This window comes from Shewanella chilikensis (assembly GCF_037953065.1).
Classification (GTDB): Bacteria; Pseudomonadota; Gammaproteobacteria; order Enterobacterales; family Shewanellaceae; genus Shewanella; species Shewanella chilikensis.
In genome coordinates this window covers 3,928,974-3,955,720 of the sequence record NZ_CP149966.1, presented here as the reverse complement: position 1 = coordinate 3,955,720, position 26,747 = coordinate 3,928,974, and the positions used below count along the sequence as shown (strand labels likewise).

25 protein-coding genes and 4 pseudogenes are annotated in these 26,747 nt (G+C 51.9%); 15 read left to right on the top strand and 14 right to left on the bottom strand.

The features are described from left to right. Window positions 1-49: 49 nt before the first annotated feature. A complete protein-coding gene (locus WKR14_RS17910; protein ID WP_234555247.1) occupies window positions 50-1,006 on the top strand; it encodes a pseudouridine synthase in 957 nt (318 codons plus the stop codon). Between the two features lie 53 nt (window positions 1,007-1,059). Further along, window positions 1,060-1,170 (top strand): annotated as a pseudogene (locus WKR14_RS17905) (IS5/IS1182 family transposase); the annotation flags it as partial. A 27-nt stretch (window positions 1,171-1,197) separates the two neighbouring features. Here the strand turns inward: WKR14_RS17905 and WKR14_RS17900 are convergent. Next, a pseudogene (locus tag WKR14_RS17900) lies at window positions 1,198-1,482 on the bottom strand (transposase); the annotation flags it as partial. 56 nt (window positions 1,483-1,538) lie between these two features. Here WKR14_RS17900 and WKR14_RS17895 point away from each other — a divergent pair. Further along, a complete protein-coding gene (locus tag WKR14_RS17895; RefSeq protein ID WP_117199825.1) occupies window positions 1,539-2,744 on the top strand; it encodes an IS256 family transposase in 1,206 nt (401 codons plus the stop codon). A gap of 32 nt (window positions 2,745-2,776) precedes the next feature. On the opposite strand, the pseudogene WKR14_RS17890 reads toward WKR14_RS17895, so the two are convergent. The 7 genes and pseudogenes from WKR14_RS17890 to WKR14_RS17865 form a co-directional block, all read right to left on the bottom strand. Further along, window positions 2,777-3,537 (bottom strand): annotated as a pseudogene (locus WKR14_RS17890) (IS630 family transposase); the annotation flags it as partial. Window positions 3,538-3,645: 108 nt separating this feature from the next. Then, complete coding sequence (locus WKR14_RS21410) at window positions 3,646-3,981, bottom strand: transposase (protein ID WP_082014390.1); 336 nt, start codon at window positions 3,979-3,981, stop codon at window positions 3,646-3,648. A gap of 141 nt (window positions 3,982-4,122) precedes the next feature. Continuing rightward, window positions 4,123-4,374 (bottom strand): hypothetical protein, encoded by a 252-nt coding sequence (locus WKR14_RS17885; protein WP_165565682.1) that lies wholly within the window; start codon window positions 4,372-4,374, stop codon window positions 4,123-4,125. 43 nt (window positions 4,375-4,417) lie between these two features. Further along, complete coding sequence (locus tag WKR14_RS17880; RefSeq protein WP_157822693.1) at window positions 4,418-4,564, bottom strand: hypothetical protein; 147 nt, start codon at window positions 4,562-4,564, stop codon at window positions 4,418-4,420. 13 nt (window positions 4,565-4,577) lie between these two features. Beyond that, entirely contained in the window at window positions 4,578-4,721 is a 144-nt protein-coding gene (locus WKR14_RS17875) for a class IIb bacteriocin, lactobin A/cerein 7B family (protein ID WP_165565681.1), read from the bottom strand. Window positions 4,722-4,732: 11 nt separating this feature from the next. Beyond that, a complete protein-coding gene (locus tag WKR14_RS17870) occupies window positions 4,733-4,897 on the bottom strand; it encodes a class IIb bacteriocin, lactobin A/cerein 7B family (RefSeq protein ID WP_165565680.1) in 165 nt (54 codons plus the stop codon). 182 nt (window positions 4,898-5,079) lie between these two features. Then, on the bottom strand, window positions 5,080-5,991 hold the full coding sequence (locus tag WKR14_RS17865; protein WP_286997746.1) for an IS30 family transposase: 912 nt from the start codon (window positions 5,989-5,991) through the stop codon (window positions 5,080-5,082). A 193-nt stretch (window positions 5,992-6,184) separates the two neighbouring features. On the opposite strand from WKR14_RS17865, the pseudogene WKR14_RS17860 reads away from it, so the two are divergent. Then, a pseudogene (locus tag WKR14_RS17860) lies at window positions 6,185-6,625 on the top strand (transposase); the annotation flags it as partial. 294 nt (window positions 6,626-6,919) lie between these two features. Here WKR14_RS17860 and WKR14_RS17855 read toward each other — a convergent pair. The 3 genes from WKR14_RS17855 to WKR14_RS17845 are packed head-to-tail and all read right to left on the bottom strand — an operon-like array spanning window position 6,920 to window position 9,835. Further along, entirely contained in the window at window positions 6,920-7,519 is a 600-nt protein-coding gene (locus WKR14_RS17855) for a TlpA family protein disulfide reductase (RefSeq protein WP_226564961.1), read from the bottom strand. After that, entirely contained in the window at window positions 7,516-7,914 is a 399-nt protein-coding gene (locus tag WKR14_RS17850; protein WP_071475497.1) for a cytochrome c-type biogenesis protein, read from the bottom strand. Before WKR14_RS17850 ends, WKR14_RS17855 begins: the two co-directional genes overlap by 4 nt. Further along, on the bottom strand, window positions 7,907-9,835 hold the full coding sequence (locus tag WKR14_RS17845; RefSeq protein WP_101057543.1) for a heme lyase CcmF/NrfE family subunit: 1,929 nt from the start codon (window positions 9,833-9,835) through the stop codon (window positions 7,907-7,909). The genes WKR14_RS17850 and WKR14_RS17845 overlap by 8 nt, the downstream gene beginning before the upstream one ends. 389 nt (window positions 9,836-10,224) lie before the next feature. On the opposite strand from WKR14_RS17845, the gene WKR14_RS17840 reads away from it, so the two are divergent. The 9 genes from WKR14_RS17840 to WKR14_RS17800 all read left to right on the top strand — a co-directional run bounded on the left by WKR14_RS17840 (window position 10,225) and on the right by WKR14_RS17800 (window position 19,294). Then, window positions 10,225-12,261, top strand: a complete 2,037-nt coding sequence (locus WKR14_RS17840) for a multiheme c-type cytochrome (RefSeq protein WP_165565674.1) — start codon at window positions 10,225-10,227, stop codon at window positions 12,259-12,261. Between the two features lie 112 nt (window positions 12,262-12,373). Next, window positions 12,374-12,760 (top strand): rhodanese-like domain-containing protein, encoded by a 387-nt coding sequence (locus WKR14_RS17835; RefSeq protein ID WP_224868116.1) that lies wholly within the window; start codon window positions 12,374-12,376, stop codon window positions 12,758-12,760. 38 nt (window positions 12,761-12,798) lie between these two features. Beyond that, complete coding sequence (locus WKR14_RS17830) at window positions 12,799-13,551, top strand: FKBP-type peptidyl-prolyl cis-trans isomerase (RefSeq protein WP_101057549.1); 753 nt, start codon at window positions 12,799-12,801, stop codon at window positions 13,549-13,551. Window positions 13,552-13,562: 11 nt separating this feature from the next. Further along, window positions 13,563-14,216: a nitrite reductase gene (locus tag WKR14_RS17825; protein ID WP_101057551.1), complete on the top strand. Its 654-nt coding sequence runs from the start codon at window positions 13,563-13,565 to the stop codon at window positions 14,214-14,216. Between the two features lie 77 nt (window positions 14,217-14,293). After that, window positions 14,294-14,794, top strand: a complete 501-nt coding sequence (locus tag WKR14_RS17820) for a nitrous oxide reductase accessory protein NosL (RefSeq protein WP_101057553.1) — start codon at window positions 14,294-14,296, stop codon at window positions 14,792-14,794. A gap of 5 nt (window positions 14,795-14,799) precedes the next feature. After that, complete coding sequence (nosD, locus tag WKR14_RS17815; RefSeq protein ID WP_248952202.1) at window positions 14,800-16,104, top strand: nitrous oxide reductase family maturation protein NosD; 1,305 nt, start codon at window positions 14,800-14,802, stop codon at window positions 16,102-16,104. Then, on the top strand, window positions 16,091-17,002 hold the full coding sequence (locus tag WKR14_RS17810; RefSeq protein ID WP_101057557.1) for an ATP-binding cassette domain-containing protein: 912 nt from the start codon (window positions 16,091-16,093) through the stop codon (window positions 17,000-17,002). Before nosD ends, WKR14_RS17810 begins: the two co-directional genes overlap by 14 nt. Further along, on the top strand, window positions 17,002-17,841 hold the full coding sequence (locus tag WKR14_RS17805; RefSeq protein WP_101057559.1) for an ABC transporter permease subunit: 840 nt from the start codon (window positions 17,002-17,004) through the stop codon (window positions 17,839-17,841). Before WKR14_RS17810 ends, WKR14_RS17805 begins: the two co-directional genes overlap by 1 nt. 172 nt (window positions 17,842-18,013) lie before the next feature. Next, window positions 18,014-19,294, top strand: a complete 1,281-nt coding sequence (locus tag WKR14_RS17800; protein WP_101057561.1) for a winged helix-turn-helix domain-containing protein — start codon at window positions 18,014-18,016, stop codon at window positions 19,292-19,294. Between the two features lie 10 nt (window positions 19,295-19,304). Here WKR14_RS17800 and WKR14_RS17795 read toward each other — a convergent pair whose 3' ends face one another. The 3 genes from WKR14_RS17795 to WKR14_RS17785 all read right to left on the bottom strand — a co-directional run bounded on the left by WKR14_RS17795 (window position 19,305) and on the right by WKR14_RS17785 (window position 24,454). Next, window positions 19,305-19,763: a universal stress protein gene (locus WKR14_RS17795; RefSeq protein WP_144133927.1), complete on the bottom strand. Its 459-nt coding sequence runs from the start codon at window positions 19,761-19,763 to the stop codon at window positions 19,305-19,307. A gap of 196 nt (window positions 19,764-19,959) precedes the next feature. Next, window positions 19,960-21,063, bottom strand: a complete 1,104-nt coding sequence (locus WKR14_RS17790) for a phosphoribosylaminoimidazolesuccinocarboxamide synthase (RefSeq protein WP_219014411.1) — start codon at window positions 21,061-21,063, stop codon at window positions 19,960-19,962. Between the two features lie 1,831 nt (window positions 21,064-22,894). After that, on the bottom strand, window positions 22,895-24,454 hold the full coding sequence (locus tag WKR14_RS17785; RefSeq protein ID WP_101056623.1) for an oligopeptide:H+ symporter: 1,560 nt from the start codon (window positions 24,452-24,454) through the stop codon (window positions 22,895-22,897). Between the two features lie 237 nt (window positions 24,455-24,691). Here WKR14_RS17785 and WKR14_RS17780 point away from each other — a divergent pair, with 237 nt between their 5' ends. After that, window positions 24,692-25,864, top strand: coding sequence for a winged helix-turn-helix domain-containing protein (locus WKR14_RS17780; RefSeq protein ID WP_411911887.1), 1,173 nt, complete (start codon window positions 24,692-24,694; stop codon window positions 25,862-25,864). A gap of 158 nt (window positions 25,865-26,022) precedes the next feature. Beyond that, entirely contained in the window at window positions 26,023-26,721 is a 699-nt protein-coding gene (gene deoD, locus WKR14_RS17775) for a purine-nucleoside phosphorylase (protein WP_101056621.1), read from the top strand. Window positions 26,722-26,747: the final 26 nt, after the last annotated feature.

Below are 26,747 nucleotides of genomic sequence, written 5' to 3'. Positions count from 1 at the left end.
AGTAGAATGGCGGCCCCGAGTCGCCATTTTTTATTTTGCCGGAAGAGTTATGAGCCAAACAGACAGAGCCGCACAGCCCTCCTATGTTGTCTTGCCAAGGGATGTGACCGATAAGCCCACTGTATTGGCCTTTCTTATCGACCATTTCAGCCGCATCGATGCCGATGTCTGGCGTGAGCGGGTCGCAACCGGCAAGGTACACTGGCAAAATGGCGAGCCTATCCAGGCTGATACTCCTTATCGGCCTACCGCCAGGGTCTACTATTACCGTGAAGTCCCCAAAGAAACCCGGATCCCTTTTGAAGAGCGGATCTTGTTTCAGGACGAACACAGCATTCTGGTGTTCAAACCGCACTTTTTGCCTGTGACTCCCAGCGGCAACTATGTCAACGAGTGCCTGGTGCACAGGTTAAGGCGCCGCACCGGAATAGAAACCATAGCGCCGGCGCACAGGCTGGACAGAGAAACGGCCGGAGTCATGCTGATGTCCGCCGATCCCGAAACCCGGCATGCCTATCATGCGCTGTTCCGTGAAGGCCAGATACGCAAGGACTACCAGGCGCTGGCGCGGCTGACGCCAGAGCTTCAGGCGGGATTGGCAACTGGTGAACTTAGCCTGCCGCTGCACTGGACAGTGAAAAATCGCCTCATCAAGGGCGAGCCCAGTTTTATCATGCGCTTGGCCGAGGGGGAGGCCAACAGTCACTCGGAAATCAGTCTCATCGCCGTTAATGGCGATATGGGGCTGTTCAATCTGAGTCCAATTACCGGCAAGACTCACCAACTCAGGCTGCATATGCAGAGTCTTGGAATGCCACTGCTGAACGACAGGTTTTACCCCGAGCTTCAGCCCAGGAGCGAAGACAATTTCAATAAGCCCCTCAAACTTATGGCTTGTCGGTTGCGCTTTATTGATCCCATCAGTGGCAAACAACAGGATATAAAAGTGGATGGTTTTGAAACTGAATTGGTCGATACAGTGGCATTGTTGCCTAAATCAAATTGAACCATTTTGCTCATCTGTGATCTGATCGTGAAACCTTACCATCAGGTCGCATCATGGGCAAAGCCAAGGGCAAAATCACCAACTGGAAGCAATACAATCAAGCGTTAACTCAAAGAGGTTCGTTAACCTTTTGGATGGACGATGCTGTTATCAAGTACTGGTACAATCAACACCCTTCTAAATAAGTGTTCCTAATTGTGCTCCACTTTCATGAGACCATGCCCGCCACCAGGGAATGGTGAAGCATGGTCCATAAAGTACTTAATCCGCTCCATCAACTTCCAGATGTTTTTGCACTGATGGTTTCGGGTAACGGTTTCATGTAGTGCGTGCCACAACTGCTCCATTTTGTTGACCCAAGGTGAGTAAACCGGCTGAAATAACAAGATAAACTTTGGGTTTTGCTTGAGCCAAGCTTGAGTCTTTTTACTCTTGTGGATGATGTAGTTATCGATAATGAGCGTAATCGTTTGGGCGGTAGTGTTCATAAATCTGTGTCATTTGAGTAATATACACCCAAAAGGATATTCAAATGACCAAACCTACATTCGACATGGAAGCCGCCATTGAAGCTCTGCGTGCAGGTAAAGACCTGACCGGCAAAGATGGTATTCTCACCCCACTCATTAAACAGCTTACTGAAGCGGCCCTCAATGTTGAGCTCGACCAACATCTTGAAGATAAGCAGCCTGGTAATCGCAGAAATGGCAAGACCAGTAAGACACTGAAGACCGCTACCGGTAGCTTTGAGCTGCATACTCCGCGTGACCGAGATGGCACCTTCGAGCCTCAGGTTGTAAAAAAGAACCAGACATACCTGACCGATGAGATGGAGCGGAAAATCATTGCGCTATTTTCACTGGGCACAAGTTATCAGGATATTCGTGCCCATATCGCCGATATCTACGGCATTGAAGTCCCCAATGGCACCATCAGCGCCATTACTGATAAACTGCTACCTGAGCTTCAGGCTTGGCGTGAACGTGATTTAGAAGCCCTGTATCCCATCCTCTGGCTTGATGCTATTCACTATAAAATCAAAGAGAATGGCCGCTTTGTCAGCAAAGCTGTGTACACCATTCTGGCGCTCAATGTAGAAGGAAAAAAGGAGCTGTTGGGCTTGTATATCTCAGACACTGAAGGTGCACATCAGTGGCTAAGTATACTAACCGATCTTCATAGTCGCGGTATTAAAGACATCCTGATTGCCTGTGTCGATGGCCTTAAAGGCTTCCCTGAAGCCATTGAAACCATTTACCCACATACAGAGGTGCAGTCATGCATCATTCATCAAATTCGTAACTCAATGAAATACGTAGCGTCTAAAAACCAGAAGGCGTTTATGGCTGATTTAAAGTGTGTCTATAAAGCCACAACCCTCAATGCAGCTGAGATGGCGCTGGACGAGCTAGAAGCCAAATGGGGCGACAAATATCCTGTGGTCATCAAGTCCTGGCGCAACAAGTGGGCGCTGTTATCGACCTATTTTAAGTACCCGGAATACGTGCGTAAGGCTATCTACACCACGAACGCGGTTGAGGCCGTACATCGTCAGTTTCGTAAACTGACGAAAACCAAGGGTGGTTTTGCCAACGAGAACAGTTTACTCAAACTGCTCTACGCCGGTATATTGAAGGCTCAGGAGCGGTGGTCACACCCGATTCAAAACTGGAATTTAACGCTATCTCAGCTGTCCATCCATTTTGAAGGACGACTGGATGCTCACATCGATCTGTGATTTTTAACGTGACACAGAATTTTGAACACCCTCGTTTGGGCTCGTCTGTACCGTCTTTTGAGTAATTTCAGCATTGAAAGAAATAGCATAGAATCTTTGCTAGAACTGGCGACATAACTGACTTTCCCCGTTCCTGTGTGTAGCGCACCTGCCAAGTATCGTTTGCTATTCTGTCCCGGCGTTGTCACTCGTTTTTGATGGCCTTTATGCATCCAATCTGCGCCGATTTTTGGATTGAGATGGATATCAACTTCATCTTCATAAAATACGGGATGGTTTATATTGCAGCGTTTCAAAGCTGCCTTAATTTCCGCAAGCTTCTCATCTTTATGAGGATCTTTGATATGCAAGGTGGGAGCGGCTCTACGCCAAACAACGCCAAGTTTAGGTAACCACTGCCGAATCGTTGAGGAATAAACCTGCAGCGAAAATAAGCGGTTAATCTCAAGAGCTATTAATTCAGTACTCCAGCGGGAACGTTGGTATCCAAGCTCTTGGGGGGGCAATTGAAGCAGTAGTTTGATTACACTCGTTATTTGTTGGAAAGGAAGCACACAGGAACGGCCTCTGGTTGAATACTCCAGCCCCTCAATGCCACATTCAGTGTACCAACTGACCCATCTGTTGATTGAAGAACGCGCCGCAGCTATCAAGCCTGATACTTCAGTAACAGTACGTCCAGATGCCAACAAGAGAATGGCATTCAGGCGACTGCACTCGTCTTTATTTCTGGTTTTATGCATCTTTTTTGTATTCGACGTCTTTCAGAGCGGGTTGGTAATGTTAGAATCATGATCTCGGCTCGGTTTGTGTGAGTTGGTTGGTTTGGCGATTGATCAGATCGCTTGAATCGAGCCGAGTTCCTTCTATTTTCGAAACGCAGTGATCTACATTTAGGAAGCTATTTAGCCGTCTTACAATTGACATCTATTAGCTTGCTTAGTCTCAATGTTGAAATGCTACCTTTGTCGGAGCCAACAAAGTAAATAGCTAAAAACCATTTAGATAACGGCAAGTTAGTACTATGGAATAACGTGCCAGATGTAACCGATACTTGCTTTCTACAGTTGTTGCACTGAATGTGCTCTCTACACTTTAGTTGGCACCCTTTGTGATGCCCACAGTGGGGGCAAACAAAGCCATTCGGCCAGCGTTGATTTTTTAAGTAATTCAAGCAATCTTCGTCAGTTTGAAATAGTTTTTGCCATTCTAAAAAGCTAATTTCTGAAGTTTTCATCACAATTCTCACTAAATAGCACTGTTTATATATACAGTTTAGTTCAATTGTGAAAATTGTGAAAATTGTGAAAGGTATGATATTTTTATTGTGCTGAATGGTTGCAATTAAAGAATATAAAAACCACCACGTTCTTAACTCTTATATGAAAATATAAGTGATTGCAACAATACAGATAACCAAGAGAAAGATATCTACCACCTTGACTCCATATTTAAAATGTCTTGCGATACAAAAAAAAGACAATACCGGTGCAATAAAAAACAAAATATTCCCACCAGTACTAACTGAGTCTGAAATAAAATAACCTTCACTTTTAAAGTTTGAACTAACCCCTAAAAACCACATGAAAGCTAAAATTAAACCAACAACAAAAAAAAATCGGCTAATCATGGCAGACCTCCTTTTAAGATGCGGGCCTACGACCGCATAATTACTACTTTTGCTCAGACATTGCATCTACAGCGCCGTAAGCGAATCCAGCAGCACCAGCAAATGTTCCTAAATAAGCTGCTGCAAAGTAAACAAAGAATGCCATGCCACCAGAAATTTCTAGTTTCTCATTAGCAGTTAACTCTTGCATATTATTTTCCTATTTAATTTTCTCGATTATAAAAATAGTATCCAAAAGCAGCCAGACCTGCCACAGCTCCTGCGCGACCTAACCACATTGCGGCGACAACCACCGGTGCAAAACCACCTGATACTTTAATTATTTCACTTTTGTTTAATTCAGTCATAAAATTCTTCCTTATTTATCACTATACAAATAGTGCCCCAAAGCCCATCCACCGCCAAAAATTCCAGCCAGACCCGCAGCACCTTCGAGAATAGCCCAGGCTATTACGGGTACCGCACCACCATTCACTTGCTCAATCTCACTCATTGTTAGCTCTTCAATTTTTGATACTTGCATAATATCTTCCTTAATTTAAACTCTTAACGTTATGTTTGCCTAAGCGCTCAAACGAACCCTTTAGGTTTATTTGGCTTTAAGCGACTGACCAAGGGTGCGGTTTCTGGCTAAAGTTGCCGCGCCCTTGTTTTTAACTTTTGAAATAGCCGCGAATTCAACTCCGAAGTGCACCACTCGCTAAATTAGGCTGCCTTGCGTAATTCATTGAATACCGCAACAGGTTGCCTGAAGCCGAGGCACTTTCTCGGTCTGGCATTTAATGCCCGTTCAATCTCACTAATTTGCCTATCTGTTACCGTCCGCAAATCGGTGCCTTTCCGTATGTATTGCCGCAGCAAACCGTTGAAGTTTTCATTCAGTCCGCGTTCCCAGGACGAATAAGGGTTAGCGAAGTAGACATCCGTTTTAAGCTTTTCTGCGACCTGTTCGTGGTCACAGAACTCGCTGCCGTTGTCCGCAGTGATAGTTCGAACATAACCTCGATATTTCCACAGCATACCAACCATGGCCCGGGCCACATCGGCTGCGCTTTTCGCTGGCACTTTGCGTATCAGGTACAGCTTACTTTTTCGCTCAACCAGGCTGACAATCGCGCCCGTACCTTGCTTGCCCAGAACCGTGTCAGCTTCCCAGTCTCCGAACCGCTTTTTCTTGTTCACGATAGCGGGACGATGCTCTATGCCTACGCGATTCGGGATAATCACACGCTTCGCACGGTTACCTTTACGGTATCTTCGGTGACTCTGGCGGAGCTGTTTGTACAACTTGCCGCCGCATAATTTATCACGCTGGACATAGCCATAAATCCACTCGTGACTGACGTTATATCCGATGATTTTACCGACACCGGCTATTTGTTCCGGACTCCATTTCTCATTGAGACCGAACTCAACAAAGGTGATGGTCAGTCCAGATATTCTAGACTTCGCGGACTGACAACGGCGTTTTAGTGCCTTCGCCTGAGCGACTTCCGGCAAGTAATGGTTATCCCGAATTCGATTGCGATTTACTTCCCGGCTGATTGTGCTGTGACTGACTTTCAGACGTTTTCCTATCTCCCGATAACTGAAACCCTCGCGTAAATAGGCCTCAATCTGGTATCATTGTCCCTCGATCAACTGCTTGTAATTCATGGTAACTACTCATGTTTGTTTGGCGACTACAGAGTATCACCAACAGGCAGTTGATCTCTCCTCACCGTTTAACCATGAGTGGTGCACTTATTATCTGAATTCGGGTTTCGCTTTCCATGATCTGATCTTGCATAACAGGTCTTCGGTCAGTTTCATGGGTAAGTCAGAACGTAATATCACCAATTGGAAGCAATACAATCAGGCATTAGTAAACCGTGGTTCGGTTACCTTCTGGCTGGACGAGGCAGCGGTTAACGCTTGGCATTGCACAAAGCATCACGGCGGTCGTGGCCGTGGCTTTCAATTCAGCGACACCGCCATCGAAACAGCCTTGATGCTCAAAGGGATTTTTAAGCTGTCATTACGTGCGACCGAAGGGTTCATCAACTCCCTGTTTCAGCTGATGAAAATACCGTTAATTGCCCCAGACTACAGCTGTATCAGTAAACGCGCCAAGACGGTGAACGTCAAGTACCGCAATCCCTCAAGAGGTGCGGTAGCGCATGTTGTCGTCGATGCCACTACACATGAAATTATCGGTGCGCAAACCAGCCTTGAAACTGTAGCAGATAATGAAGTACTTCCAGCGTTACTAATCCGCGCCGAAATCAAAGAGCCGACTCAGTTAGTGGGCAAGGTGCCCAAGCAGCTGTCCGGTCCTTTTGATGGGGACAAACCGGCACTCAAGGTTACGCTTGCTTTGCATCAGCATCTGCCTTTGGCGATTGAGGGGGTTCCGGTGGAAGTGAGTTTCGATCATTTCTGAGAAAAAGGCTTTCCCGACAAAAGAGGCGTGCGTGACGGGAAAGCGGGCAAAAAGTATGGCGGAGAGATTTGCCTAAGGCGGCCCGGAGTGACTTGGGGAGATGCTCCGGGACGGTTGCACTATTTACTGCAGCGCTTTACTTTGGGCCAGCGTTTGATACTTGGCGGCAAAGCGCAACAGATAGTCGGCGATATCCGGGTCATCCCAGTCCAGATAGCCGCGGATAAAACCGACTAAGTTACCATTGGGATCAAAAATATAAGTCGCCGGAACCACATTGGCCGGCATGATCTTCTCTATCTCTTTCTTGCTGTCTATCCAGCTGTCATCCAGCTTGAGCTCATGCTTGGCCAGAAAAGGGGTTACCGCAGCCGGATCTTCATCTATCGACAGCGGCACTATCTGAATACTGCTGCCCTGCAGTTTACTGCGCAGCTTGGCCAGTGCCGGCATCTCACGCAGGCAGGGCGGGCACCAGCTGGCCCAGAGATTCAGCAGCACCAAACGTCCTTGATATTCAGCCAAGGTTTTGGGATTACCCTGTAGATCGGCAAAGGTCACCTTTGCTACCTTTCTGGCGTGCTGCATTTCAACAAATTCACGCATAATCATAGGCTTGTTTGGTACAGGTTCCCCTGTGTGATAAGCCTTGTGCTGCATTATGCCCCCTTGGGCCGATAGCGGCAGCAACAGGGCGAGACATAGAAGCAAGTAAGATCTCAAGATGGATTCTCCTGATCGTGTGGGGATGGATTGTTGCTGCGGCCGAAAAACAGCAGCATGCCGGGCAATACCAGTAACAAGATGACAGGTCCCAGCCATAGCAGTGCTGTGCCTGCGTTCAGCGAGGGTTGATAACGGATCTGCTCGCCATAGCGTTCCACCATAAAGTCGAGTATCTGCTCCCGGCTCTTGCCCTGCTGCAGCATCAAGTAGATCTGTGCCTTGAGCTCACTGGCAATGGCGGTTTCCGACTCAAACAGGTTTTGGTTGGTGGCCATGGGGCAGCGCAACTCCTTGGAAATATCTATGCTGAGGCGGGCGATATCCATGTCGGTCGCCTGGGCTTCGGCGCAAGCAAAGCTGAGCCATAATCCAAGCAGCATTAGCTTAATCATGTTGAAGTCTCCCTGAGGCGGTTAATAAATCGGTTTTCGGCAGGCGTTGACGTCGGCTACCTAGGGCCAGTAGGCCACCAATGGCCATCAAGGCACCGCCGAGCCAGATCCAACTCACCAGTGGCTTGATGCTGAGGCGCACCAAAAATTCTTCGTCGCTCAGTTGGGTGCCCATGGAGACATAGAGATCGCCAAAGGCCCCACGGTAGATGGCCGCCTGGGACAGCGACATGCCGTTGGAGTTGAATTCCTGCCGCTCCGGATAGAGGTAAGTAAGCAGTTGCTCATTGTGCTCAACCCGAATTACCGCCTGCTCTCCGCGATAGGCTGGCTTGTCCAGCAAGCGGGTTTGCTCATAGATAAAGGTGTAGTCACCCAGAATACTGCCTTGGCCCGGCCCCATACGCAGCAGCGAGTGCTGCTCAAAACAGCTGACTCCGGTTGCGCCTATGATGCTGACAAGAAGGCCGGTGTGAGCCAGCAGCATGGGAATATTGCGGCGTTTGCCGGCAGTGTCACCCAGTGGCAACAGATAAAGCAGCAGAGTGCAGAGCAGAAACAGGCTCATGGCACCGCCCGCCAGCATCCAGGGGGTGAGCCTGCCTTTGAAAAATAGTGCCAGTGCGGTCGCAGCTATAGTGATCAGGGCCAACAGAGCTAGGCGCCCCGGCGCCATATGGGGCAGGGTGCTTATTGCCATGGGTAAGAGCAGCAGTGCCAACATGGGCACGAACAGGGTGTTGAAGTAGGGCGCCCCTACCGACAGGCTTCCTAGGCCAAGTGCCTGATAGAAAAGCGGGTAAAGGGTGCCCAGCAGGGTAGTCAGCGCCATGGTCAGCAAGATCAGGCTACCTAGCAACAGCTGACCGTCCCGGCCAAGTGGTGTCAGCTTGCCCGGCTGCCAGTGATGGCGACATCTGAGGCCAAACAGGCTGAAACCGGCGCCACCGTAGAGCAGCAACAGCAACAGAATGATCATCCCACGCTCGGGATCGGCAGCAAAGGCATGTACAGACTGAATAATGCCGGAGCGGACAATAAAGGTGCCCAGCAGACACAGGCTGAAGCCCAGCAGCACCAGCGCAAGGGCTGAGAGCTGGGCCAAGGGATTGTGGTTTTTGATCTGCAGGCAGTGCAGCGCGCCTGTGGTCACCAGCCAGGGAATAAAGGCAGCATTTTCCACCGGATCCCAGAACCACCAACCGCCCCAGCCCAATTCGTTATAGGCCCACCAGGAGCCCAGGGCGTTACCTGCAGTGAGAAACACCCAGGTTAACAGCAGATGGCGCTTGAGCCTGTCAAGGCGGGCGGCGCTGAACTTTTGGCTGACAAGCAATGCCAGCGCGATACAAAAACAGATCCCAAGGCCTGCATAGCCAAGAAACAGCAGCGGCGGGTGCAGGATAAGGCCTATGTCCTGCAGCATGGGGCTGAGATCGCGTCCCTCTATCGGCACTTCCGGTAGCAGGCGGGCAAAGGGGTTGGCATACAGCAACATAAAGAAGATAAAGCCGCTGAGAATCGCCGAACAACTGCCGTGCAGCATCAACAGATAGTTGTGATCTTGCGAGCGCCTCTGTAGTCCCAGCCAGGCCCATAATGCCATTACTGTCATCCAAAACAGCAAAGACCCTTCATGGCTACCCCAAACCGCGGCCACTTTATAAAACAGCGGCAGGGCCGAGTTGGAGTTGTTGGCCACATAAGCCACAGAGAAGTCGTTGAGGATAAACGCCAGTGCCAGCATGAGTACGGCGCCGGTCAGCCCTAACGCTTGCCCCAGCAGCAGCGGTTGCAGCGGCCATTCTAGCCGAGGATCGCGATACTTGAGCAGCGCAAGCAAGGTGCCAAACAAGGCACAACTGCCGCTCAGGATCAGCAGGAAGTGTCCCAGTTCGGGCAACATGGTGATGGAAAACATGGCCGCTCTCTTGTTATGCCGGGATTTCCCGGAAATGGATCTATGGCACTGAGACTAGGGTTATTACTCCTTTGGCTCTGTGATCTGTCACGCCTTTATTTGCCTGTATTTGCCAGCGCGGCATTTTTCAATTTTCAGCAGGGGTTTTGAGGTTTTTTGAGAAATAAAACGCTCAAAAAAAGAACTGAATAATTTTACTGTTAAATATTAAAGCTACTGTTTTAAAAGGAAAATATAAGGTGTTGCTTTCTTGAGTTCTCAAGCTGGGGCGGGCTGTGCTCTGGCGCAGATTTTTGTCCTTGCACATATGAAGAATGAGTCGTGACCGGTCAAGCCGGCAATAACAAGTTCGTTTGTGAAATAACCGACGACAAATTCAGGAGTATATGATGAGACGATGGCAACAAAGGACAACACTCAGTATGTTGTTTTGTTTAACTGCCGTCAGCGGGGCTGGTGCGCTCGCGGCAGATAAACCAGGTCACGGCAATAAGCAGATGGGAGAGTCGGCACAAAAAGTGATCGCTAATCCCAACGGCATGGAAAAGGTAAACGGCGTCAAGACACTGCAGGATTATATCGTTCAGGAAAAAGAACTGTTCGATTATCTGTTCCAGAATCACCCTGTGTTCAAGTATCAGGAAGAAGGCCGCCTCATTGGTATGTATAAGGTCAGTGACCGCGGTGAAGAATACATGGATCAAGGTAATGGCCAGAAGTACAGCAAGCGGGTGGGACGTCCCTCTGCGGTGCAATATCGTTTGGCGGCCAAGTCTATTCTCGACTTCCCCAATAAGTTTGTTGGCCCTGAGAAGTGCGGTGAGTGTCACGCGGTGCAGTATGAGAAGTGGCAGCGCTCCCGTCACGCCAAGACCATACGTTTCCCCGGTGAACATCCGGAAGTGGATAATGACTTAAAGAAAAAGCTTTATGGTTCTGATGCTTCCATATTACCGGACGGTATCACTCCGGATGCTATCTACGCCACTGTGGGTACGCCGAGAACCAAGTATGGCTATATCGATAGCTTCCTGGTGCGTGGTTCCTACCATATTGAAGGCGGTCTGCTGAAAGACGGTACAGGTACCATGGTTGCCGGTGGTAACCAGTTTTCCCGTGGTTGGGCCGAATGGTTGACTCCGGAAATGGCCAAGAAGATCCAAAAGGTTATCCCTGACTTCCCCACCAAGATGGAAGACTTCGGCGCCAGTGGTTCTCACCAGTGGGGCATGACCTCCTACGGTGCCAAGTACAAGAAAGAGTTCCTGTTCCAGCCTGCCAGTTCTTACTGCGAGGTTTGCCACAGCTTCAAGTTTGACTTCAAGAACAAGCAGGAATACCTGGATGCTCTTGGCGATCCCAAGAAGCTGCAGGAACACACCATCAGCCGCGGTATTGCTTGTGAAGAGTGTCACGGCGCCGGTGGTCACCTGGACGGTGGTAACGGCGGCGGCATGCCTTCCAACTGTGAACGTTGTCACCAGCGTTTCAACTATATCGACGAGCTGGCCGAGACTGAAAAAGGCAAAGAAAAGCTGGAATATGCTTTCAACGTCAAGATGAAGTCTTCTTGTCCATCTTGTGGTACCGAAGGTTCACAGATGTTCATGTCTTCTCACTATGACAAGGGCATGCGCTGTTCTACCTGTCACGATCCACACGAAGTAACAGGTAACGACTGGAAATCCGGTTATACCAAGCCTGCAATCAAGAAAGATTGTGTTGATTGTCACCAGGTTCAGGCCGAAATGGCTGCCAACACCAGCACTCACGCCAAGAACAGCTGTACCAGCTGTCACATGCCGAACATGGGTAGCTGTGAAAACTTCACCGCGATTCAATACCCGGATATGGCCGGTTTCGACGCAGTGCGTAAGTCTCACCTGTGGAAGATTGATGTCAGCCCGGATCGCAAGACGTTGAATCCACCTGAAGGTCAACCTCGTAAGTCTACCACCAAAGGTTGGACCGTGGCTCAGGATGAGAATGGTCATGGCTATCTCGACCTGATGTGGACCTGTGCCCGTACCTCTATCTCTGACCACGATGTGGTTGAGCGTAAGGGTTGCCACAGCCAGTTCCAGTCCGAGCTGAGCAAGGGCCTGCACTTCAAGGATCAGAAAGAGATCTATGGCAAGGTCATGAAGTGGCAGACTCCTGTCAAAGACAGCCTGGCTAAAGTGGAAGATGCGCTCAAGCGAATCGATCGCAAAGTTGCCAAGAACAAGCTGTCTATCGAAGACAAGACACAAGTTCTGCTGCTGACCGACAAGGCTCGCGACATTGTTGAATTCGTACGTAAAGATGGTTCCTGGGGCGTTCACGCTCCTCGCTACGCCCGCAAACGTATGGATGCAGCAGTTACTTACGTGACTCAGGCTGAAGCCATTGCCGATGGCAAGGGCACCAAGACAGCTTCGCTGTAACGGGTAATAGTGGCTCCGGGCGCTTGTCCGGAGCCCTTAATGGAGGATAAAGATGCGAGTTCGACTCTCATTGAAACAGGTGCTGAAACAGTCCCTGCTGCCACTGGCATTTATGGTTGCGGCACCGACTGTGCTGGCCGGCGGTGGCGGAGATCTGGTTCCGGCTCCCTACCACGAAGAGGTACTCAACCAGATCTCCATGCGTGAGGCCGAGATGCTGCTCAGCCAGCCAGGGGTGATCTTCTATGACGTCAACACCCTGGAGATATGGGGTGATGGTTTCATTCCCGGCGCCATCTACTTCAACGTCAATAACTGGAAAACTTTGTTGCCGGAAAACAAGGACACCACCATGGTGTTTTACTGTGCCAACCGCCTCTGTACTGCCAGTAATGTGGCCGCCAGAGAGGTGATGAAACTGGGTTATACCGATGTCAGGCAGATGCCGGATGGTATCTATGGCTGGCGTATCTCGGGACGACCGATAGAGCGTCCTTGAGAATAAATTATTTGGGCATTGAATTTAGAAATTGCAGGATGAAAACCATGAAATTACAAAAACTTGCTACTACGATTTCCCTCTCTCTTTGTCTGAGCTTGCCCGCGCTGGCGGCCGACTTGAAGACAGAGACAGACAAGACCTCCTACGCTCTGGGTGCCTCAGTGGGCAACTATATTTCGGGCCAGGTTTACCAACAGTTGGAGCTGGGCGCCGAAGTCAATATGGAGCTGCTGATTACCGGCTTTACCGATGCTCTTAAAGACAAGCAGCAACTGACAGATGAACAGATACTGGATCTGCTCAACCAAAGAGCCATCGCCCTCAATGAAGAAAGAGAGGCCCGTTTCGATAAACTGGCTGAGGACAACCTCAAGGCCGGCGAAGCTTTCCTGGCCGAGAACAAGAAAAAGTCCGGCGTTAAGGTTACCGACAGTGGCCTGCAGTACGAAGTGCTGAGCATGGGCAAGGGCAAGAAGCCCAATCCTGAAGATGTGGTGACAGTCAACTATGTCGGCAAGCTTATCGACGGCACAGTATTTGAGGACAGCAGTACCAATAAGGCCGCAGGCCGTTTTGCGCTGATGACAGTGATCCCTGGCTGGGAAGAGGGCCTGAGACTAATGCCTGAAGGCTCCAAGTTCCGCTTCGTTATCCCTGCCAAGCTGGCCTATGGCGAGCAGGCACCCGGGGTGATCCCGCCGCAGGCCACTCTGGTGTTTGAAGTCGAGTTGGTCAAGGTCGAAAAGCCGGGTAAAGACAGTAAGCACCCAATGCCTGGACACGGTTGACAGGAGGCGTTATGGCTAACCCGCTCTGGTTGGGACTGGCCCTGCTGAGTCTGGCATTTATGAGTCTGTTTGCCCTTTATCAGTGGCAAACCTGCCGCGGAGACAGGGTCGTACCGGCTCTATGGCACTGGAGCTTGCTGCCGCTGCTGATCATAGGTCTGAGTCTTGGGACTTACTCCTATACCGGCCGTTACCAGGATTGGCAGTTGGCCGAGGCCGACGACAGCATAGACTATCTGCTGGCCGCCGAGATTGTCCGGCTCAGACGCGCCAGTGCCGATGCGCCACAAGACAGCGACCTGATACAACAGCTGGCCCAGGCCTATGTGCGCGGTGGCATGTATCTGGATGCGGTGGCCACCTTGAAGCAGCAGTTGCAGCTTCAGGGCAAGAGCGCCGCCTTACTGGGGCAGTTGGCCGAAGCCGCCTATTACCGAGATCAACGCCAGTGGCTACCGGAATCTCAAGAATGGGTCGAACAGGCCCTGGCGCTGGATAACGCCGATCCTGGCACCCGGCTGTTGCTGGCCAATGATGCCTTCCTTAACCAAAGATATGCCGAGGCTATAGGCCATTGGCAGCTGCTGCTCGACAGTAATAATCAGCAGTTGGATCGTGAGGCGTTGCAATATGCCATTGCCAACGCCCGCAGCCGACTCGAATGATTTTTTTCAACCCTCGCTTAATGGGTTGTCCCTGCAAGGCCCCGGCGAGGTGTTGAATCTATTGATTGGAGAGAAAGATGAAAAAGACACTTTTGGCTATCGCTATTCCCATCCTGTTAATGGGGCTGTCCGGATGCTCTCCGGCGCAGAGCCACAATCAGGACATTCACGCACAGCATCTGGAACAGCATGACAAGTGCCATATGTGCGGCATGATGATCACCAAATACCCTGGGCCCAAGGGGCAACTTATGCTCAAAGACAGTGATGCCGTGCCCAAGTTCTGCTCCAGCCGTGACATGTTCAGCTTTGCGTTGCAACCGGAAAACCAGCGCCGAATCAAGGCTATGTTTGTCCATGACATGGGCACTACCGACTGGGAACAGCCGGATGACAACGCCTTTATCGATGCCACCACAGCTTGGTATGTCTATGGCACCAGCAAGAAGGGAGTGATGGGACCGGCGGTTGCACCATTTTCAACCAAGGAAGCGGCGCAGGCCTTTGCCGAGGCCTGGGGGGGTAGGGTACTGGCCTATGAGGAGATCACCCTGGAACTGCTGGAAGGAGCCAACTGAGGTTGATGTTACGCACCCTGCTGGCCCTAATGTTGCTCTCGTTTGGCTGCCTTGGCAGCCAAAACCCGCTGCAGGCACGTGTAGATGCACTGAGTGAAGGCGAGGTACTGACTCTCTCTGCCGCTGAATATCAGGGGCCGCTGATAATCGATAAGGCGATCGCTATTGTCGGCGAGCCCGGCACCATAATTGATGCCGGTGGTAAAGGCAGCGCCGTGACCATCAAGGCTGCAGGTGTGCGCTTGCAGGGGCTTGAAATACGTAACTGGGGCAGCGATCTCTATGAACATGATTCCGGGGTGCGTCTGTTGCCGGGCGCCGATGATGTCCTCTTGCTGCAGCTTGAACTGTCGGGGCCTGGTTTTGGCATTCATGGCGAGCAGCTTAAACACCCGGTAGTGGAAAACTGCCGCATAAATGGAGACGACAAGCGTTATATGCTGGACAGAGGTGACGGCATCTTTCTCAAGTATGTTGAGGCCCCGGAACTGCACCACAATCAGATAGCGTCGGTGCGCGACGGTATCTATCTGGAAAACGTCGACGCCAGCCGGGTCAGCCACAATCAATTCAGCCGCCAGCAATATGGTATTCACTATATGTATACCCGCAATGACAGCGCCTGGAATAACAGTGCCAAATGGTTACTGGGAGGTTATGCGTTGATGAGTTCCAAGGGGATCACCCTGGAACATAATCAAGTCAGCGCCGCAATCGATTTTGGTATCTTGCTCAATGTGACCCAGCAGAGTGAGGTGCATCATAACCGGGTGACGACTATTCACAACCCCAAAGGCGACCCCTCCATCGCCAGTGAAGGCAAGGGGCTGTTTATCTATGGCGCCGCCGACAACCGTATCAGTCATAACTATTTCAGTGACAGCGATACCGGCATTAGTGTCGCGCTGGGCGGTGAAGGTAATAGCCTGTGGCGCAACAACATAGAAAACAATCTGACTCAGGTACGTTATGTCGGCAGTAAATCGCAGGAGTGGAGTCTTCAGGGACAGGGCAACTATTGGAGCAGCTATCAGGGCTGGGATCTCGATGGTGATGGCATAGGTGATACTCCCTATCTGCCCAACGATGCCCTGGACAGGCTGTTTTGGATCTACCCAGAGGCCAGATGGTTGATGGACAGCCCTGTGGTGCTCTTGCTGCGCTGGCTGCAGCGCCAGTTGGCATTGGCCGAGGATATCGGCATTCGTGACAGTTTTCCTTTGCTGCAGCCCATTGATATTCAGACGAAGCAAGAAATAACAACCAATTCGCAACTGAGTGATGAGGAGAAGCGCTATGCCCAGCATTGATTGTCGGCAATTGGCCTATGTCCGTGGCGACAGGCCTGTGCTGGAGAATATCAGTTTGCAGCTGCCCCAGGGCAAGTTGCTGGCGCTGCTGGGTCACAATGGTGCCGGCAAATCGACCCTGATCAAACTGCTGCTGGGGCTACTGAAACCCGCCGGTGGCGAGCTGAAGATTCTCGGTAAGGCTGCCGGTGAAAGCCCAATGCAGGTGGGGTATCTGCCGGAGAACGTCAGTTTCTATGACAATATGCCCTTGGGCGAACTGCTGAATTATTTCGCCGGGCTCAAAGGCATAGGAGCAGACAGAGTCAAAGAGCTGTTGGTCGAGTTTGAACTGGATGGTTTGGTGAAACGCAGGTTAGGACAGTGTTCCAAGGGCCAGAGACAGCGACTTGGGTTGGCGCAGGCGCTACTGAGCCGCCCCAGATTACTGTTGCTCGATGAACCGACAGTGGGTCTGGACCCCTCGGCCTCGGCGCTTATGTATGCCCAATTGGCGGCGCTGAAACAGCGGGGCTGCACCATAGTGGTTTGCACCCATGAACTGGCTTTGGTTGAGCCGCATCTTGACTTGGCGCTCATGCTGGCAAATGGCCGGATGCGGGCGCTGGGAAGCCTGGATAACCTGAGGCAAGAGGCTGACTTACCACAGGAGATCCTGTTGCCATCTCGGCTGGAACTCAGTGGCGATCCTGTGCTGGGGCCGAGTTTTTCCGCTGGCCGGTTGAAACTGGCTAAGGCCAGCGTGCCGGAGGCGATAGCCGTACTGACGGAGCAATACCGCTGCTTTGACTTTCAGTTGCCTCCGGCCTCGCTCGGTGAACTGTTTCATCATTTTATGGCACCGTCTGACTCAAATCGTCGGAATGTCGCGCCTAAAAGATTCGGGGAGGCCGCCTGATGCAATTGGTCAGAGAAAATGAAGCGCTCAAGTTCAAGCGCTCCAACCCGTTATTTATCGTTGCCGCCAAAGAGTTCAAAGATTGTCTGCGGAGTCGCTGGTTGCAAACGGCTTGCTGTTTGTTTGCCCTGTTGGCGGCTGCGGTTATTTTCGGTGCCGGGGCCTTAGGCGGTGAATTTCGTTGGCAGGCGTTGCCGCAGTTGTTCAACTCTCTTTTAACCTTGAGTGTCTTTCTGGTGCCACTGCTGGCGCTGCTATTGAGTTTCGATGCCGTGGTGGGGGAGGCCGAAGCAGGCACCCTGTTATTACTGCTGACTTACCCTTTGAGCCGTAGTCAGTGGCTGGCCGGCAAGCTGATGGGACAGGGCGGCGCCCTGTTGCTGGCTTTGCTGCTGGGGTTTGGCTTGCCTCTGGGGCTGCTGCCGCTGCTGGCTCAGGAATACCGTACCGTAGAGTTGCCCGCGGCCCTTGCCCTCTTACTGGCCAGCGCTTGGTTACTGGGGTTGGTGTTTATGCTTTTAGGCTATTGGATCAGTATGCAGGTTAAGCAGAAGGCTCAGGCGCTGGCGCTGCTGATGCTGCTTTGGTTGCTGTTGGTGCTGCTCTATGATTTGGCTTTGCTGGTATTGGCTGTGGTGGCGGCCGATAACCTTGGTCAGGAGAGCCTGCAATGGCTGATGCTGCTGAATCCGGCCAGTGTGTTTCGCTTGCTCAATCAAAGTTTTTTGGGCTTGGTCATAGGGGGACCGACCTGGCCTTGGTTGCTGGGAATACTCTTTGGCTGGCTGTTGTTGTTATCTTGGCTGTGCCGCTACAGTTTTCAACGTCGGCCACTGTAAATTTGCTATTGGAGTCTGCTGTATTAGATATTTTTTGTTTAACAAAAACAAATTGTTAATTGATATAGCTGTCACATTCTATCTGTTGCACTCAGGTTAAACTCATAGTCTATCCTAAAGCTTCCATTAACGGGAGCTGTCAAATTTTATGGAGTGACTTTTCGGAGTGACAATGCAACAGCTGACTCCCTATTTGGCGTTGGATACCAAGGCAAAACACTTGCTGGATCAACGCGATGGTTCAGAAATCGTCCTGTCGTTTTCTGAGGCTCAGGTATTGTCTCACCTGTTGTCGGCCCCGGGAACCGTATTCGGAAAAGAAGAATTGCTTTCCGTAGGGTGGCCGGAGCGGGTGGTGGCGCTGACCTCACTGACTCAGTGCATTAGTATTCTTAGAAAGAAGCTGGAACCCTATCCCGAAATTCAACTCAAGACGGTTGCTCGCCGTGGCTATCAGCTAAATATTTCCGAGCAGTCCCATGTGCATATGCTGGCTATCTCAGATGGTGAAGCCATCCGCACTGCCTTGGTGAGTGTGTCTCTGAAAATAAAACTCCTGGGGATTTTATTGCTGTTGGGGCTGGTGGGCTTCTTCTGGTATTACAGCGATTATCATCAGATGGTCAAGCAGGTGAGCCATTGGCGGGCCGACAAGCAGTTGCCCTTGAATGTAGGGGGCACGCTGGCCTCGGCGCAGTTGTTTTACAGTGATGAGGCCAAGCAACTGCATCCTTCCATGTGGCAAAAGCATCTGGCGCCTGAGGGAAATCTTATCCCCGGATTGAAGCATTTCAGCGCTTATGCCGCCTCGGATGGCCGTAATTATTCTTTTGCCATCTGTCCCAGCGCTGATGAAACCGGCTGTGACGGCGATGGTATCATCAATATCACCGCCATAGATCCCAAACCTGCCGGTCTCAGCATGAAGGAGTTTGTGCCCCTGAGTAAGGAGATGGAGCGACGGATCCGCTACAATCGTATTATTCTGCCGCCAGCGGTAGACAATGCCGAGTTGGTGGAGCACAACTACCATGCGGATATCTATTTCCCGGTTGCCGGTGAACTCTTGGTGCGTACCGATCTCAGCCTATCGCTGGTTTACGACAGTAAAGACTCGGGGCAGTTTTATTCATCGGCCTGTGTTACCGATCAGGATTGCATCACCACACCGATAAAGTATCAACTACGGGGCCATTTTCACCAGTACCGCACCGAGATCTCCGGCACCTTGGTGGATGTGTTCCAGGTGAAAGTGAACCAGAAAGAGCTCATCAAGCCGGACAATGTCAGTGACTCAGCGATGCACTTCTACCGCGAGATCCGTAAAGACGATATCCGTGATGAGGAGATCTACTACTTCCGGGTCTATCAGGATCACAAAACAGCGGTTTGGATAGTGCCGCAGATGGGTAATTTACTGGCCTGGACTACCTACAGTGAAGTGAAGCTCTGAGCCGATAAGACTACTTCACTACCATCACAGGGCACTTGGCCTTGTTGATAATCTCCTCGGCGACACTGGGCAGCAGCCAATGGGCCAGCGCAGTGCGTTGATGGCAGCCGATCACTATCATGCCGACATTGGTGCTCTCGGCCTCTTCGAGGACTTGGCCGGCAGCGCTGCCGCGGCGGATAAGCACCTCGAGCTGCTGCTTTGGATGCAACTGTTGCAACAGAGCTTGGATTTTTTCCGAAGCATAGGCCTGCATATGTTGTTGCAGCTGCGCTTGGGTCAAGGCCACTATGCCGAAGTTCTCTTCGTGATGGGGGAGAGTGGTAATGTCTTCGCCATAGGCTTTGCTTATCACATGCAGCAGCCTCAGTTTTACTTTATAGAGCGCCGCCAACTCTATGGCATATTCCAGGGCGTGTTCGGATTCTTCAGAGAAGTCGACCGGACAGAGGATTTGTCGGGTACGCATGATGCATCTCCTTTTACTCGGCCTTGGCCACTTCTTTAAGTTTAAGCCAGTCTTGGCCAGGTACAAATTTGGCGTTCAGGGGAGATATTCGCGGGAGCCGATTCGGCTAAAATTCCAATCATTGAACAAATAAAGCCCCTGTCGGGGCTTTATGCTTAATGGGATTAGGCCTGAGTCGCAGCCGCGGCAGAATGCCTTAGTTCACCAGGTCGTATTGTTCCTTGAGTACCCGGATAATTTCTGCCTTGGGATTATCCGAGAGAGTAATCTTGGCTCCGGTGACTTTCTCGGCAATACCTGTGTAGGTACGCGAGACATTCATCATGGCCTCCAGTGGCAGGTCGTTGTCGCGGGCCAGGGCTTCACGTTCCGGCATTCTGTCCTTGTTCAACAGGATATCCGGATCCGGGAAGTGGTTGAGCAGGAACTGACGGAAACCTTCTTTGGAGTTCTCGAGGATCTTGCCGTCACGGTAGGCGCTGCCATCCCAAATACGTGAAGAGTCTGGGGTTCCCACTTCATCCATATAGATAAGCTTGGATTGGCCTTGTTTGTCAGTGACATAGCCAAATTCGAACTTGGTATCGACAAAGATCTGATCTTGCTGTGCCAGCGCCTCGGAAATGACTTCGAATCCCTGTTTGAGCAGCTTTTCGTACAGATCGATATCTTCAGGCTTTTCAAAGCCGAAGGCCTCGAAGTTAGCTTCGATATCTGCGCGGCTGATGTTGACATCATCCTGCTCCGGTACCCCTGGGATCCCCTTGAGTATCCCCTTGGTCGATGGGGTGATCAGTAACTCGGGTAACTGCTGATCCTTTTGTAATCCTTCCGGCAGCGTGATGCCGCAAAATACCCGCTCACCCTTTTGATAGGCGCGCCACATGGAGCCGGTAATATAGCGGCGAATAATGGCTTCCACCTTTATCGGGCGAGCCTTTTGCACTATCCAAACAAAAGGATGGGGAATGTCGAGAATATGGCTGTCGGCCAGCCCCTTTTCCTTGAACAGGCTGAACCAGTGGTTGGAGATGGCGTTGAGTGCCGCCCCTTTGCCCGGGATCCCTTTGAGGCCCTCTTCGCCGTGGAAGATGCAATCGAAGGCGGAGATACGATCCGAGATCACCATGATCGCCAGCGGAGTATCGGCGGGCACATCATAGCCCTTTTCGCGGATCAATCTGGCGCTGTCGGCCTCGGTCAACCAGTAGACACTGCGCACTTTTCCGCTGTGAACCGGCTTGTCGGTGCGGATAGGCAGATCATTGTTTATGGCTAGAACGGAATCAGCAAGACTCATGACGAGTATTCCTCTGGGTGTAGGGTTTAAGGCTAAGTCCGGCAGGCGGGGTTATTGTTATCTGCCTGTTTCCGGGAGAATGCGAGCCGGCGGCGGGGCAGCAGCAAGCAGCAAAAAAGGCTGTGCTTAAGAGGTAGATCCGCTGTGGAGTCATACAAGTATGAGATGCCGCCGACAAAAGATGAGCTATTTTACCTCAGTCACAACCTTTTGCCACGGGGAGGCTTTGTTTACTGGAGCAAAACTCTGTTCGCGATAGAGACTAATGAGGTTGTACCCAGGGAGCTTGGGCGCTGATTCGGCATTCATGTTTCGGTCACGTTATTTGCGCCAACGGCTTTCGGCGACACCGAGGGGGAAGTAGGTGTAATTCTGCAATCATAGCGCTGCTTGAAATTGTTTATATACCTACAGACATACGCCTATTTCCCAGGCACAGGTGGAACTGTGACCTTCTGAGCCAGGGATGTTCTCGCAGCGAGTCACAGGATCGCCTGTGCATAAGCCTGCGGCAGGCAATGAGAAACATCCGTCGCCGGAGGCCCTGCCAATACTAATTAGTAACTTTTAGCTGGAAGCTATGATAGCCGCTGTGCCAGCGGCCTAAAGTCGCGGTGTAAATGCCTCCATGCATAAGGGCCAGTTCGCCATCCTTGGCTCTCGCTCGAAAGCACGTTGCTACGCAACTCTCGCCAAACCACTCCGGGCAAGGGGCTTTGCTTGTCCAAAGCCCCTTGCATCCCCAAGGACACCCCGACGTAGCCGAAATCCCCGCTGGCTTATAAAGCAAATTGGCTACACTCAGGACTCGCCAAATGCATCCATGCATAACGGCCAGCTCGCCTTCCTTGGCTCGCGCTCATAAACTTGTTGCCTAGCAACATTCGCCCTGCTCGACCTTCGAGCCTCGACATCCCTGTCTCGGCTACGCCAATTTGCAACAACGCCCGCGGCGGCTCCGGAGGGGTAGCGGTGCAATTCTGTAATGATAGCGTTGCTTGAAATTGCAGATAGACCCACAGGCATACGCCTAATTCCAGGCACAGGCGGAACTGTGACCTTCCGAGCCAGGGATGGCGAGGCAGAGCTTACAAGGATGTACTCGAATAACTTCCCTGTTTAACGGCCAGCTCGTCATCCATGACTCGCGCTCGAAAGCACGTTGCTGCGCAACTCTCGCCGTGTCACAGGATCGCCTGTGCGAGAGCGCACCGCAGGTGATGGGCTGCAACTTAGTTGGCAGCTAAGACCAAGTTCATTGGTGAGTTTTGGCTTAAAGCCATGATAGCCGCTGTGCCAGCGGCCTAAAGTCGTGGAGCAAATGCATCCATGCATAACGGCCAGCTCGCCATCCCTGGCTCTCGCTCGTAAGCATGTCGCTACGCGACACTCGCCGTCCCACACCCGACCAAGCGGGGATCAACAGCAATCCCCTCTTGGATCTCCCCTGCCGCCCCGCACGGTGTCGAAAGCCCCTCGGCCTAATGGCGCAAATCACTACCGCTTCAGACGCTCATCCCTGATTCGACTGTCGCTGCTTCGGCATCCATGCCTCAGCCACGTTATTTGCGCCAACGGCTTTCGGCGACACCGAGGGGGAAGTCGGTGCAATTCTTCCTCCAACGGTGTCGTATTTAGCTGCAGATGTACGCCTATTTCCCAGGCACAGGATTGTCTGTGTAAAAAGTTGTTCTTGGCGGCGCCGCTATCGGGGGAGGGAATAACTTGGTTTCCGCCGGTTTTTTCATCAGCAATGAAAAAGACCCAACTCACGTTGGGTCTTTGGGGGGGAATCAACGAGGTTTTGCCGCTCAGGTTGGCGGCAAACGCCTTAAGCCTGTTGAGGTTCCACTGCCCGATAATGATCTTGCATGGTGTAAGAGCGGGCGTAGAGCGCAAACACCAAGGCGGCCAGCAGGGCGAAGCCGGCGAAGAAGAACATCTGGAAGGCGGTGACACTCAGGCCGGTTTCGGCAATCTGATTGGTCACGGCATCGCTCTTGACGCTGGCGTTGGCCAATAGCACCCAGAGGTTGCCCACAGTGACCGACAGTGTCCAGAAGCTCATGATGCTGCCTTTCATCGACTTGGGTGCCTGGCTGTAGGCAAACTCCAATCCGGTGGCAGAAACCAGTACTTCACCGAAAGTCAGCAGCGCATAAGGTAGCACTTGCCAGGTGATGGACATGGGGGTGCCGCCATCCATCATCAGCTGAATGCTGCCTATTACTATCCAAGACAGGCCGGAGAAGGCGATACCGGCGCCCATTTTACGCAGGGCATTGAGACGCACGCCGTTGCGCTCCAGCATGGGGTAGAGCACAAAGTTATTGAAGGGGATCAGCAGCATAACCAGCAGAGGGTTAAGCGCTTGCATCATGGCCGGCTCAAACCAATCCGGCTTGACCATGTCGTTGGCCTGTAAAATCCAGGTGGAAGCCTTTTGATCGAACAGTGACCAGAAGGGAGTGACCAAGGCAAACAGGATTAAGATGCGGAATACGGCGCGCACACCGTCCACCGCCTCTAGTGGATGTTGATTGCGGGCCCGTTCCAGCTGCATGGAGGCGCCTATGCCGACAAAGCCCATCAAGAGCACCATTGCCAGACACAAGGCGGTCACCACTCCCAGGCTGTCGTATTGGGTGAGAGAAAACAGCGCCAGCAGTATGCCTATGGCACTCAGCAGCAAACCTGTATTGGCCTTGCCGGGCACAGGAGTGAAGATGGCGCTCTTGAGCACCGGCAGGAAGCCGTGTGGATCTTTGGGCTCGGGTTGCTGGTGGACATAACGTTTACGGCCACCCCAGAAGAATACCGTGGCGATAAACATCAGTACCCCAGGAATACCGAAGGCCACTGAAGGGCCGAAGAATTTCAGCAGCAGCGGCATCGACAGCGAGGCGAAGAAGGAGCCGAAGTTGATGGTGAAATAGAACATGTCGAAGGCTTTTTGCGCCAACGATTTATTGCTCTGATCGAACTGATCGCCCATGAAAGAGGACACCAGCGGCTTGATGCCGCCCGAGCCCAGGGCTATCAGGAACAGGCCCGAGTAGAAGCCGGTTTTGCTGGTTTCGAAAATCGCCAGGAAGGCATGGCCAATCACATAGACTATGCTGAGCCATAAAATGGTGTGGTATTTGCCGAAGAAACGGTCGGCCAACCAGCCCCCCAAGAGAGGGAAGAAGTACACCCCGATCACAAAGGAGTGGAACACATCTTTGGCTTCACCCTGACGCAGTTCTTCCGGCACCGACAGCAGCAAAGCCGTCATTAGGAAGGGGGTCAGAATGTTGCGCATACCGTAAAAACTGAAACGCTCGCAGGCTTCACTGGCAATGATAAAAGGGATCTGTCGCGGCCAACGCGCAGAGGAAGGTGAGCTCATAATTTACCTTGGTTATTGTCGATTCTAATAAAGGTTGCAGCTATATGCGCATAATCCGGCTTTCCATTCAACTCTGGTGCCTGGCAAAAGCGTATTTTTTGTGAGCTTGAGTACAAATTTGCATCGAAAGTCATGAAAAGGGCAAACTGATTACTCGCATTGGCAGCGGCATTGAGCTGTCATCATAGCGCCACGCTAAACCAAGGCTATCGGGAGCCAGGCACCATGGATACACCCTTGTATGGACCATTGACCATCGATGAATGGCTCAGGCTTAACCTGCAGCGCCAGGGCTTGTTGCAACAGGCGAACTCGGCGGCGGCCGTGATCCGTCAGCTGGGTTATGTGCAGATAGATTCCATCAATGTGGTCGAGCGGGCCCATCACCATGTGCTGCACAATCGGTTGCCCGGTTATCACCCCGAGCAGCTGCAACAGGCTATGGCCGCTAAAGAGGTGTTCGAGTACTGGGCTCACGCCGCGGCCTACCTGCCTATGAGTGACTACAGATACAGCCTGCAGCGCAAACAGCAACTGCGCCAGGGGGATAAACACTGGTTTGAACCGGACGAGCCCCTGATGCGGGAAGTGCTTGCCAGAGTGCGCGCCGAGGGGCCGCTCAAGGCGAGTGATTTTGAACACCCAAGTGATCAGCGTGGCAGTTGGTGGGACTGGAAACCGGCCAAGAAGGCGCTGGAACAGCTGTTTATGCGCGGCGAGTTAATGGTGCTGCGGCGCGAGCAGTTTCAAAAGGTTTATGATTTGGCCGAGCGAGTACTCCCGCCGGGCATAGATACCCGGGTGCCCGACGATGAGGAGTTTGGCCGGTATCTGGTGAACCGCTTTCTCAATGCCAACGGTTTTGGCTCAGAGGTCCAGTTTGCCTATCTGCGTAAAGGCATGCGGCCGGTTATCAAGCGGGTGTTGGCCCAGGGGCTGGAGGCCGGTGAACTGCAGCAATTTAAGGTCGATGGTCAGCAGTATTTCTGCCCGGCAGAACTGAGTGCGGCGCCCATGATCCCGGAGCGGGTCTGGCTGCTCAATCCCTTCGATAACCTGGTTATTCAACGTAACCGCTTAAAGCAATGGTTTGGCTTTGACTATCAACTGGAAGTGTACCTGCCGCAGGAAAAGCGAGTTTACGGCTATTTCAGCCTGGCCATCCTCTGGTGCCAGCAGTTTATCGGCCGGGTCGATGTCAAGGCCGACCGGCCGCGCCAATGCCTGCTGTTGCAAAACCTGGTGTTGGAGCCCGAGTATGCCAATCGGCCTTTGGATGATCGATTGCTGGCCGAACTTACCAGGGCCATTGCCGACTATGCCCGTTTCAATGCTTGTGAGCGTTGGAAGTTGGTGCGCAGTAATCACAAGGAGCTAAAGCAGCGCTGGCGCCGTTTGCAAAGTTTATAGTGCCGGCTCGGCTCTGTGCCTGCCTTAAAATAGCCGTTTAGTTGGCTGAGAGGAGTGTGGCATTTTGGTAAACAAATCCCCGCAAGCGGACTTTTGTCCTCAAGGCTTTTTTGGCTTCGCCGGTAGACTCGGACCAGTTTTTATCCGAGGAACAGCTTATGACAGCACATATCAACGCCGCCAAAGGCGATTTTGCCAAGACAGTTATCATGCCCGGCGATCCTTTGCGGGCCAAATACATTGCCGAGCACTTTCTCGATGATGCCCGAGAGGTGACTTCGGTGCGCAATATGCTGGGTTATACCGGCAGTTGGCAGGGTAAACCGGTTTCCGTAATGGGCCACGGCATGGGGATCCCCTCTATGGTGCTTTATGGTCATGAGCTGATCAACGACTTCGGGGTTGAGCGTATCATTCGGGTGGGCAGCCTGGGGGCGACCCAGCGTCAGGTGCAGATGCGTGATGTGATCCTGGCTCAGGCGGCGGGGACAGATTCAGTCACCAACGCCAAGCGCAGCGCAGGTTATCATATGCCGACTTCGGCCTGCTTCCCGCTGCTGCTCAAGGCCTGGGAACAAGCCAAGGCCCAGGGGCTGAATGTCAGAGTGGGCAATGTGTTCAGCGGCGATCTCTACTATGACCCGGATGAAGATCTGATCCCGGCGCTGGAGCGCTTCGGCATTCTGGGGATAGATATGGAAGTGGCTGGTCTCTATGGCCTGGCGCAGCAGTTCGGCATCGAGGCCTTGGCGATTCTGACTGTATCGGATCACTGCCTCACAGGTGAAGAAACCAGTGCCGAAGAGCGCCAGCTGTCATTTAACCAGATGATCTCGCTGGCGCTGGCCGTGGCCTAAGGAAGGTGCAAACAAGTCCCATGTGT

Bases quoted from the DNA above. Each gene is read 5' to 3' on its own strand.
- WKR14_RS17830 (WP_101057549.1), top strand. From the start codon at position 12,799: ATGAAAACCATGAAATTACAAAAACTTGCTACTACGATTTCCCTCTCT.
- WKR14_RS17910 (WP_234555247.1), top strand. From the start codon at position 50: ATGAGCCAAACAGACAGAGCCGCACAGCCCTCCTATGTTGTCTTGCCA.
- WKR14_RS17875 (WP_165565681.1), bottom strand. From the start codon at position 4,721: ATGACTGAATTAAACAAAAGTGAAATAATTAAAGTATCAGGTGGTTTT.
- WKR14_RS17785 (WP_101056623.1), bottom strand. From the start codon at position 24,454: ATGAGCTCACCTTCCTCTGCGCGTTGGCCGCGACAGATCCCTTTTATC.
- WKR14_RS17895 (WP_117199825.1), top strand. From the start codon at position 1,539: ATGACCAAACCTACATTCGACATGGAAGCCGCCATTGAAGCTCTGCGT.
- WKR14_RS17795 (WP_144133927.1), bottom strand. From the start codon at position 19,763: ATGCGTACCCGACAAATCCTCTGTCCGGTCGACTTCTCTGAAGAATCC.
- WKR14_RS17845 (WP_101057543.1), bottom strand. From the start codon at position 9,835: ATGTTTTCCATCACCATGTTGCCCGAACTGGGACACTTCCTGCTGATC.
- WKR14_RS17810 (WP_101057557.1), top strand. From the start codon at position 16,091: ATGCCCAGCATTGATTGTCGGCAATTGGCCTATGTCCGTGGCGACAGG.
- WKR14_RS17870 (WP_165565680.1), bottom strand. From the start codon at position 4,897: ATGCAAGTATCAAAAATTGAAGAGCTAACAATGAGTGAGATTGAGCAA.
- WKR14_RS17820 (WP_101057553.1), top strand. From the start codon at position 14,294: ATGAAAAAGACACTTTTGGCTATCGCTATTCCCATCCTGTTAATGGGG.
- WKR14_RS17850 (WP_071475497.1), bottom strand. From the start codon at position 7,914: ATGATTAAGCTAATGCTGCTTGGATTATGGCTCAGCTTTGCTTGCGCC.
- WKR14_RS21410 (WP_082014390.1), bottom strand. From the start codon at position 3,981: ATGAAAACTTCAGAAATTAGCTTTTTAGAATGGCAAAAACTATTTCAA.
- WKR14_RS17840 (WP_165565674.1), top strand. From the start codon at position 10,225: ATGAGACGATGGCAACAAAGGACAACACTCAGTATGTTGTTTTGTTTA.
- WKR14_RS17790 (WP_219014411.1), bottom strand. From the start codon at position 21,063: ATGAGTCTTGCTGATTCCGTTCTAGCCATAAACAATGATCTGCCTATC.
- WKR14_RS17885 (WP_165565682.1), bottom strand. From the start codon at position 4,374: ATGATTAGCCGATTTTTTTTTGTTGTTGGTTTAATTTTAGCTTTCATG.
- WKR14_RS17835 (WP_224868116.1), top strand. From the start codon at position 12,374: ATGGTTGCGGCACCGACTGTGCTGGCCGGCGGTGGCGGAGATCTGGTT.
- nosD (WP_248952202.1), top strand. From the start codon at position 14,800: ATGTTACGCACCCTGCTGGCCCTAATGTTGCTCTCGTTTGGCTGCCTT.
- WKR14_RS17880 (WP_157822693.1), bottom strand. From the start codon at position 4,564: ATGCAAGAGTTAACTGCTAATGAGAAACTAGAAATTTCTGGTGGCATG.
- WKR14_RS17800 (WP_101057561.1), top strand. From the start codon at position 18,014: ATGCAACAGCTGACTCCCTATTTGGCGTTGGATACCAAGGCAAAACAC.
- deoD (WP_101056621.1), top strand. From the start codon at position 26,023: ATGACAGCACATATCAACGCCGCCAAAGGCGATTTTGCCAAGACAGTT.
- WKR14_RS17825 (WP_101057551.1), top strand. From the start codon at position 13,563: ATGGCTAACCCGCTCTGGTTGGGACTGGCCCTGCTGAGTCTGGCATTT.
- WKR14_RS17805 (WP_101057559.1), top strand. From the start codon at position 17,002: ATGCAATTGGTCAGAGAAAATGAAGCGCTCAAGTTCAAGCGCTCCAAC.